The following is an 8,135-nucleotide window of genomic DNA, read 5'->3' on the forward strand; positions in this document are numbered from 1 at the left end:
GTTTTGGGTTTCGGCGTGATCCGGATTTAAATGCACGGTATGGATTGTGTTCCAGTTCCGGGTGTGCTGGCTCCAGCACCGAGGGTTTTGGCGGCGAGCGTGTTCATAAAGGGCTTGGCGTTGAATTAACCGTGCTTCGTCCAATCCGGCATGGCGTTGCGCCGGGATTACCAAGCCAATGGCACTATGGCGGTGTTCATGGTTGTACCACCGCACGAGGTCGGCGCCCCCTTGTCGGGCTTCCCGTATGTCGGCAAACGGTTTCAACGGGTATGGCGGCCGATATTTCAAGGTTTTGAATAGCGATTCCGAATACGGATGGTCGTTGCTGACCGCCGGTCGGCTGAACGACGGCATGACGCCCAGTCGTTGCAAGGTCGCCAGCATCGTGGCGCCTTTCATCGGACTGCCGTTATCGGAATGCAGAATGACTTGCCCGGGTGGTAGGCTTTCGCGCCCAACGATATCCCGCAACAGCTCGCTGGCGTAGTGGCTGCTTTCGGCTTCAAACACCTGCCAGCCGACGATCTGGCGGCTGAAAATATCGAGGAACAGGTAGAGATAGTAGAACTGGCCTTTGATGGTCGTCGGCAGATAGGTAATGTCCCAGCTGTAAAGCTGATTGGGCGCGGTGGCACTCAACGCTTTGGGCTTGGTGCGTGCTTGGCTGGGCCGTTCGCTACGGCGGTGCTTCAGTTGCCGGGCGGCGTTCAGGATGCGGTAGAACTTCGATTCGGACGCCAGATAAATCCCTTGATCGGCCAAATGCGGTACGATTTGGCTCGGCGGCAAATCGGCAAATCGGCGAATTCCTCCGAATTGGCCACGGCCAGGACTTGTGCGCGCTCGGCTTCAGTGAGCGCGTGCGTCGGCGTGAATTGACGTTGTGGTCGCCGGTCTTCGCCCAAGGTTTCACCGGCCTGGGTGGCTTCGGCGACGGATTCAATCAACGTTTGGCGCTGCTGAAGGGACGTCATTCGACCTCGCCCGCCAACAGCGCCCGCATCTTTTTTTGCAGAATCAGCAAGGCAGCGGCTTCAGCCAGGGCTTTATCCTTACGATTCAGTTCGCGCTCCAGGCGTTGATTCTCGATTTTTAACGTGCGAAGTGTCTGGCCGCCATCGCCGCCTGAACGGGGACTGGTGACCTGACAAAAGTCGCATTTTCCACTGCGCCAGTTGATGCGCAAATAGCCCACGTTGCCGACACCAGGCATTCAGCGCCTCGCCGATCAAACCATGGCTTTCCTGAAGTGCCAACAAGCGTTCTTCTGGTCGCCAATCTTGGGGGCGTTTGGCCGGGTTGTCATATGGCTTATCGATGGTGGCTGTGCTTTTCATCCAGTTTTTTAAGGTATGTATGCTGAGGTTCGATTCATCGGCAATGTCTTGAATGGTTCGTTTCCCTCGATTGTAGACTTTTGCCAGGGCTTGCTCTCTGAACTCGTCAGAATATAGTTTCTTGGAAGAATTCATTTAGTTATCTCAAATTTAAAGGGTTCTAAAATTTGAGGCGACAACTATCCTGACATGGGGGGACACGGACGGAGAGTTTATGGAGTGTCTCTAATAGAGACACGGAGGGATTGTCCAGAATTCACCCGCGACATGGTACTGTTTGTTAGCGAGAAAAAGCTGATTTTCATGCGTCTGTACCAAATTTATGCTGTCAAGGCTACCGTCAACTGCAATCACCAAATCCGCAAATCCGCAAATCCGCAACAATGACAACATATGGCAGGGCAAAACACTTACCTGGTTTAAGACCTTCACGTTACCCAAATACTCACAGATATTGAAAACAGAGCCGGCCCCAAAAAATTGAACAATCGGTTAAGTGAAAAACCCTGCTACTTTTGAACGTCCGCGAGGACAAAGAAACGGAGCAGAAAATGTCCTAAAACCCGAGAAGTAAACATTCAGCTGCCTTCAAAGACAAAGTCGCGTTGGCGGCCTTGGCGGGCGATAAAACCCTGCCCCAGTTGACCCAGGAATTCGAGGTTCATCCAAATCAAGTTGTCGATTGGAAAAAGCCACTGCCAGAGCGGGCGGCCGCGGTGTTTGGGAAGCCTGCCGAGTCCGAGTCGTCGCCGACCGATCTACAGGCCCTGCATGCGAAAATCGGCCGACTGACCTTGGAAAACGATTTTTTAGGGCGCGCGCTCACCAAGGCTGGTTGGTCGAGCGCAAAAGGATGATAAACCGGGAGTCCAAGTGCCGATTGGTCGGCAGGCCGGGTATCGTCAATACCGCCCAAGTCAGCCAGTTCACGGCCAAGGCTGTCAGTAGAGTAAGTATGGACGGTCGCGGCGCTTGGCGGGATAATGTCGTTGTCGAACGGCTCGGGCGATCTGTCAAATACGAGCGGGTCTACCTGCATGCCTACCACTCTGTCGGCCAGGCTCGTGCCTCAATCCTGGAGTATTTAGAGTGGTACAACACAAGCGACCGCATTCCAGCTTGAACCGTAAACGCCGCATCAAGCGTATAACGATGGGCTCCCAGCCCTTAAGTTGGCCGTCTAAACCATGGTAGGGTTTTCATTTCCTGTTCAAACCAATGGGATCACTTTTTCTGGCTGGTAGCCCCCGCGCCGAGTTCATCAACCACTTTAAAGAAATGCAGCGTCTGAAAGCCCAACAAGGCAAAGGTAGCGACAGTACCTGCACAGTGCAACAACTGAAATATGAATTCGTGCTATTCGCCTCTGCGATTATCGATTTCCACTACATAATGGACCTAATCGCCAAATTCACCCAAAATATCAGCAAACAAAATATGACTCGTGAAGCGCTCAGTGCTAATTTGCTAGACCAGCGCAACTTCTTCATTGCTTACATCATCAATCTGCCCGCCGGGCAAAGCCTCAATGAAAGCGCCATTCGCGACTGTTATCAAACTTTCATAACCTCCAAGGCTGCTAGCGACTTAGCCGCTATTGCCGACAAACACGGTCTGAAAGCCTTTGTCGCCACCATCATGATCAGGATGATTTTCGATGGCGAAAAGCTGAGCAATTTATTAGCACCACTGACCCAAGGCCGTGAAATTTCAGGAATGGCTGTATATGAATAAACCGAACATAGCCAACCCCGTGTTCAGCGAAGTGCTGCAACATATCTATCAAGCGCGGCATAAGATCTTTAGTCAAGCAAACACGGCCCTGATAGACCTGTATTGGCAAATAGGCCTGACCATCAGCCGTAAAGTGCAAAGTGAGGCTTGGGGTAAAGGCGTCGTTACCGAACTGGCACACTACATTTCCGTCAATGCGCCTGACGTCAAAGGATTTAGCGACAAAAATCTATGGCGTATGAAGCAGTTTTACGAAACCTATCAGGCGGATGAAAAACTCTCAGCGCTGGTGAGAGAATTGCCCTGGTCACACAACCTGGCTATTTTTTCTCGCTGTAAAACTCAACAGGAAAGAGCGTTTTATTTAAAGCTGTCGATTGATGAAAAATACAGCGTTCGCGAAATTGATCGGCAAATTAGCGCCTGTGTATTTGAGCGTGCCAAGCTGGATCATCCAAAACTCTCAACACCGTTGAGAGAATTTCACCCCCAAATTAGCGCAGTCTTCAAAGACAACTACGTACTGGAGTTTCTCGGCTTGCCGGAAACCCACAGCGAAAACGACCTGCAAAATGCCCTGATCCGGCATATAAAAGCCTTTATTCTGGAACTGGGTGGCGACTTTATCTTCATGGGCGAACACTTCCGTCTGCAAGTCGGCAATCAGGACTTTTATATCGATTTGCTGTTTTACCACCGCGGCTTGTCAGCATTAGTGGCTTTTGAACTGAAAATCGGTAAATTCTCGCCGGAACACATGGGACAGCTGAGTTTTTACCTGGAAGCGCTGGATCGCGATGTTAAAAAGCCGCACGAAAACCCCAGCATCGGCGTGCTGTTGTGCCGAGACAAGGACGACGAAGTGGTGGAATACGCGCTATCGCGCAATCTGTCGCCGACCTTGATTGCTCAATATCAATTGCAATTGCCGGACAAAAAACTGATACAGGCCAAATTGCATGAATTGCTGACGCAGGAACGGGATGAAACCCTATGAGGTGGCTCAAGAAAAAGGGTTTGGCAACTTGCCCATCGGCGGCATATTCCAGTCCAAATCAGGCACCCATTCCGATTGGAAACCGCCACTGGCGTTGCCAGATTTTTTACCGGGTTGAAGGCTTGATATCGGCCCCTACAACTGTTCCAGCAATGCCCACCGACAACTCAGAAATGCCGACTGCGACGAAATAGTTCGGAATATTCAAACCTTCGTGCATGCTAAAGTAATGATGGTAAACCAACATAGACGCATAGCCTGCGAACTAGAGTCCGTTAAATGCTTCACTTACTACTTTTTGTCGCTGTTTGGCGTCGGTGTTTAAATACAGCGACGTGGTGCTGATATCGGCATGTCCCAATTCGTCGCGAATATAAGCTAGCGGTACTTGTTTGTCATTGGCCAAATAACTACCGTAACTATGGCGTAGCCAGTGTGCGGAGGCTTTGCGGATTTTATTCACTAGTCGTAAATCCGCTTCCGGATCCTTGCTTAAGGTGACATACATTTGATCGAAAAAAGCCGCTAACGTTTTATGCAGGCCCGCGGGGCTGAGATGCTTACGGGCGGTAGGGTCACGCAGACTCGGTATCAGTGGTGCTTCCGGCGGTAACCGTTCAAACAGACTGGGACGCCCGCACGCTCTTAAGTAAGACTGTAGCGCTTCTATTAAGGTGGATGGCAGGGAGGTTTTCCGTAACTTACTGTGCTTTCCAACGACCCGTAAAAAATAATGTGCGCCCTGGTCATCATCCAGGGTTTCGATATCGCCGAAACTCGCTGCCGCCAATTCATGGAGGCGAAGCCCAGTGTAAAACGCAAACGTCAAAATAAACCACAAGCGCCGATCGGCGGTTTCCGTTGCGGATCCCGGCTGAATCTGTTCTTGGGCATAGGCCAAGATGGTTTGCATTTGGGTCAAGGTGAAGGCCCGGTTTGTCGTTTGTAGCGGGGTCTGCGCGCACTTGATATTCGGCATGTCGTCGAAGTTATTGTGCGTTAGATAGTGTTGTTTGACGAGCCAGGCCATGCACCCGTTTATCACGGTTTTCGCGTAATTAATGCTTTTGGCGGATAGTACGAGTTGCGGCGGTGCGGGTTCGGTCGAATCTCCCAAAACAGGAGCGGCGTCCTTTGGTGTTCGATAGTAAAAGGGCTTCCATTTGCCGTGGCGCTTGTTGGCGGGTTGCTGTGTCACCCATTGCTGATCGGCCGTCGTTAAATTTTTCAAAAACTGGATGTACGCGCGGCAATCGTCGGTGCTCAATGAGGACAGAGCGCGTTTACGTTCTAAGATGGCCCAGAGTAACAGGCGTTCCAGCTCTTTTTTGTACGCTTGGTAAGTTTTCGGGTTGTCATTTTTTAACGACAACCAGCTGTGAATCGCGGCTAAATCGTGATTGGCGTCGATCCGGCACGCGTCTGGCGAGCGATTACTCCCGTGTTCACCGTTCAGTTCGATGGGGATTAATACCTGTTCCAACGGCGCCATCGACTGCGACGAGGCGAGTGAACGGAGCTTGGGCATGCTGGGGCGAGATTGGTATCCCAGCCTCTCGGCATGTTGCTTTAAAAAGAGGGTCAGAGTTTTCTGCGCCTGTTTTCGAGCGGTGGGGATTTCGGAGCCGGCGGCTTCGTTCTCGGCTAACCATTGGACCGCATCTGCGCAGGTGGCGACTGATGCGGGCAACGCCGCACACACGTTTTCAGGCAACCAACGTCGTAACGCCTGATCGCCCGCCGGTACCGGATCGGGCCATCGGTTCAGGGTGTTTAAGGCGTGTTCCGCGCGCGTCGACCACGTCGACGTCGCCTGACGTGGACTCATCCAGAGTTCAACGAAATCCAGCTGTCCATAAAAGCGGGCTTTGATCGCCAGGGCTCGGCGCAGGGTTTTCAGGCGTCGGCGGGCCGGTTCGTCGCTTTCCGCGCGTTGCTCGTCGAGCGCGGGGTAGGGTATTCCGTTGATCCAGCCTCGCAGCAGTATTAAATCGGCTAAGTTCATGAAGGGCAGCGCTCTCCTGGGTGGGAAAATCGGCCTGGAGCCGGGGGATGAGTCTGGCGGAACTATACCATAAGCATTTTTGATCTAGTTGATATAATTAGGGCTATATCAACTTAGAAATCCAACTAGTTAAATATATCAGTGAAACACTAAATAAATTATTGATTGATTCGGCGCTAATCCGCTGTAACACCCGATAAACCGCAGTTTTAGCCATTGAGGCTGTTTGTGCGCGGGATAAAAGTGACTGGACACGAGCACATCCAGGTCGATCATCTTGCCGTCATTCTAGAAGGGGTAGTGCCCGATGAGCAGAATGTGCCGCCATGTCGCCGGCGACTCTGTGTGATCAACACCAGCGCCTTGTCGATGCCGAGATGCTCTTATTTCGTCAGCGGCCGCGACAGGATCGCCGAGTTGTAAATGTTTTACGAAAACCTGTGCCAATGCGGTCATGGACGGAAAGGTTTGCTCTATCAGCACATAGGTGCTAGTGTGGGGATTTGTAATTTTGGCGTTTATCCCATGAGTCGCCTAACCATCGACTTAACAGACCAGCAGCACCAAAGCCTGAAAGCACTGGCTGCCTTGCAGGGCAAGACCATCAAGCAATACGCGCTGGAAAGGCTGTTTCCCGGCGATGCGGATGCCGATCAAACATGGAAGGAGCTGCAAACCCTGCTCGATACCCGCATCCACGAGGGACTTGCTGGCGATGTGTCTACCAAGAGCATCAGCGAAATTCTCGATGAAGAACTGATCGCGGGCCAGGCTTGACCGGCTACGTTCTCACTACGGCGGCAGAATCCGACCTGCGCGGCATTGTCCGCTACACCCGCAAGCAATGGGGCGATGCGCAAGTGCGGCACTACATCGCTACGTTGGAACAAGGTATCGCCAGTCTCGCCGATGGCCGGGGTGTATTCAAAGACATGAGCGCGCTTTTTCCGGCTCTACGGATGGGGCGGTACGAACTCATTACGTCTTCTGTCTACCGCGTGAGGGAGCGCCTGCTCTGATCGTGGCTATTTTCCATGAGCGCATGGACCTGATGACACGACTGGCTGACCGGCTCAAAGAGTGATGGCTTGGGCAGCCATGATCGAAATGACGGCAGGTGAAATGGTTGCTTGTGCCCACTTAATGATGACGGTAATTTCTGGGGTTCCGGCTTCCCCCAATACGATTACGCCGTTAGTGGATGACCTCTTTTGGAAGTGGCGAATTATCGCAATCGACCCTAACCCGACCTTGAACGCAGTGATTTCATCGGCAGCTTTGGCCTGTATAGCTGCCGTATTAATCAATACCAAAAACTCAAGTTTAATTATCTACTGAACTCACCAAGAATCAATAAATTAATTGCTGCAACCTCCGCTTGTAGTTCCAATTATAAAAATATTTTTCGACAGATATTGTCAATCAAATTTTTTCATGTTATTGGTTGCACCACACAAGAGAAAAAGCTGAGCGGTGTCTAATGCACAACTCGGAATTTCTTAGGGTTCGCGAACACGGATGTCCGGATTGCCTCTTTAGAATGGTCGACGTTTTTCTATCGGCACTTATTCAACTAAAGAGTGGTAATCATGAGACTTAAAAACTGGCGTTGCCGGCAGATTCTTGTCGCACTAAAATTTTCTTCCACATTTATGCCGATTTTTTCCTGCAGGGAAGCTCGAAAAAAATCTTTCGGCAAAAATAGAGACTCCCCGGTTTTGAAATAGCGTGTTTTATATATTTCCGAGTAAGAATTAAACGACAAAGCATTTTTACCTAAACAACAGCGCTTTTATTTGAAATAATAATTTTTCCAAGCAAAAACTATATGCAATTTCAATTTGGCTTAAAGTTAAACTGTAAACCGTTACTTTTGTCGGCCCCACTTTTAGCACTGTCTGGCTGCGCTCATAACCTACAAATCACAGCCACGCCAGGAGCCGGAAAATCGGCCATCGCCTTCGATGCTGATGATCGCTATTGCCGTCCGCTCGCTAAACGCACCACCGACCAAGTGACCGCATATTCCAATTGCATGCGGCAGCGCGGTAACAATGTG

General features: G+C 51.0%; 11 protein-coding genes and 2 pseudogenes. 9 read left to right on the plus strand and 4 right to left on the minus strand.

Annotated elements, in window-relative coordinates:
* From AC3B8H_RS15740 to AC3B8H_RS15750, 3 genes and pseudogenes are all read right to left on the minus strand, one after another.
* Positions 1–792: IS3 family transposase (locus tag AC3B8H_RS15740; RefSeq protein WP_488442495.1), on the minus strand; the 792-nt coding region annotated here is incomplete at its 3' end.
* Between the two features lie 181 nt (positions 793–973).
* Positions 974–1,216, minus strand: a complete 243-nt coding sequence (locus AC3B8H_RS15745) for a hypothetical protein (RefSeq protein ID WP_488442505.1) — start codon at positions 1,214–1,216, stop codon at positions 974–976.
* Positions 1,217–1,361: 145 nt separating this feature from the next.
* Positions 1,362–1,475, minus strand: a pseudogene (locus AC3B8H_RS15750) (transposase); the annotation flags it as partial.
* A 479-nt stretch (positions 1,476–1,954) separates the two neighbouring features.
* On the opposite strand from AC3B8H_RS15750, the gene AC3B8H_RS15755 reads away from it, so the two are divergent.
* The 5 genes and pseudogenes from AC3B8H_RS15755 to AC3B8H_RS15775 all read left to right on the plus strand — a co-directional run bounded on the left by AC3B8H_RS15755 (position 1,955) and on the right by AC3B8H_RS15775 (position 4,189).
* Positions 1,955–2,197, plus strand: a complete 243-nt coding sequence (locus AC3B8H_RS15755; RefSeq protein WP_488442496.1) for a transposase — start codon at positions 1,955–1,957, stop codon at positions 2,195–2,197.
* Between the two features lie 29 nt (positions 2,198–2,226).
* Positions 2,227–2,524: pseudogene (locus AC3B8H_RS15760) on the plus strand (integrase core domain-containing protein); the annotation flags it as partial.
* A gap of 34 nt (positions 2,525–2,558) precedes the next feature.
* Positions 2,559–3,074, plus strand: a complete 516-nt coding sequence (locus tag AC3B8H_RS15765; protein ID WP_488442497.1) for a type I restriction endonuclease subunit R, EcoR124 family — start codon at positions 2,559–2,561, stop codon at positions 3,072–3,074.
* Positions 3,067–4,071 (plus strand): PDDEXK nuclease domain-containing protein, encoded by a 1,005-nt coding sequence (locus AC3B8H_RS15770; protein WP_488442498.1) that lies wholly within the window; start codon positions 3,067–3,069, stop codon positions 4,069–4,071. The genes AC3B8H_RS15765 and AC3B8H_RS15770 overlap by 8 nt, the downstream gene beginning before the upstream one ends.
* The gene (locus AC3B8H_RS15775) at positions 4,058–4,189 is read left to right on the plus strand and encodes a hypothetical protein (protein ID WP_488442499.1); all 132 of its coding nucleotides are present in this window, start codon (positions 4,058–4,060) and stop codon (positions 4,187–4,189) included. Before AC3B8H_RS15770 ends, AC3B8H_RS15775 begins: the two co-directional genes overlap by 14 nt.
* Positions 4,190–4,336: 147 nt before the next feature.
* On the opposite strand, the gene AC3B8H_RS15780 is transcribed toward AC3B8H_RS15775, so the two are convergent.
* A complete protein-coding gene (locus AC3B8H_RS15780) occupies positions 4,337–6,076 on the minus strand; it encodes a tyrosine-type recombinase/integrase (RefSeq protein WP_488442500.1) in 1,740 nt (579 codons plus the stop codon).
* Between the two features lie 525 nt (positions 6,077–6,601).
* On the opposite strand from AC3B8H_RS15780, the gene AC3B8H_RS15785 reads away from it, so the two are divergent.
* The 4 genes from AC3B8H_RS15785 to AC3B8H_RS15800 all read left to right on the plus strand — a co-directional run.
* A complete protein-coding gene (locus tag AC3B8H_RS15785) occupies positions 6,602–6,853 on the plus strand; it encodes a hypothetical protein (protein ID WP_488442501.1) in 252 nt (83 codons plus the stop codon).
* A complete protein-coding gene (locus AC3B8H_RS15790; protein ID WP_488442502.1) occupies positions 6,850–7,095 on the plus strand; it encodes a type II toxin-antitoxin system RelE/ParE family toxin in 246 nt (81 codons plus the stop codon). Before AC3B8H_RS15785 ends, AC3B8H_RS15790 begins: the two co-directional genes overlap by 4 nt.
* 64 nt (positions 7,096–7,159) lie before the next feature.
* On the plus strand, positions 7,160–7,414 hold the full coding sequence (locus AC3B8H_RS15795) for a hypothetical protein (RefSeq protein WP_488442503.1): 255 nt from the start codon (positions 7,160–7,162) through the stop codon (positions 7,412–7,414).
* A 490-nt stretch (positions 7,415–7,904) separates the two neighbouring features.
* Positions 7,905–8,135, plus strand: a 231-nt coding sequence (locus AC3B8H_RS15800) for a hypothetical protein (RefSeq protein WP_488442504.1), incomplete at its 3' end; no start/stop codon positions are given.

It is taken from the genome of Methylomonas sp. BG-2, assembly GCF_057766305.1.